General features: G+C 48.9%; 1 pseudogene. It reads right to left on the bottom strand.

The features are described 5' to 3' along the window. Positions 1-311: pseudogene (locus HP401_RS35535) on the bottom strand (late control protein); the annotation flags it as partial.

Below are 311 nucleotides of genomic sequence, written 5' to 3'. Positions count from 1 at the left end.
TCTTTCACGAATGGGTCGATATAGTCATCGTATAGCCCTTGTCCAACCGACTTTGCATCGGATTTGATTTGTTCCCACGATTTATTGCCCGTTACCGTATCTCCCACGTAATTGACTGCATCCGTAGCGGTTTCTACAGCTCCTCTCGCGAGATCATTTCGTTCGAGGAGAGAAGGTCGCTCTTCCCCAGTCACCCCTTCGTAAATGGCGTCTACCAGATACGATGTTGGTAACGCGGTCGACGCAATATCTCCGGCATCTACTACCACATTCCACAAGCCTAACAAGGTATCTCCGAGAGCATCTAACTT

Origin of the sequence: Brevibacillus sp. HB2.2, assembly GCF_013284275.1 — a bacterium.
In the GTDB taxonomy this organism is placed as follows: domain Bacteria; phylum Bacillota; class Bacilli; order Brevibacillales; family Brevibacillaceae; genus Brevibacillus; species Brevibacillus brevis_D.
This window is presented reverse-complemented; position numbering and strand designations above follow the sequence as displayed.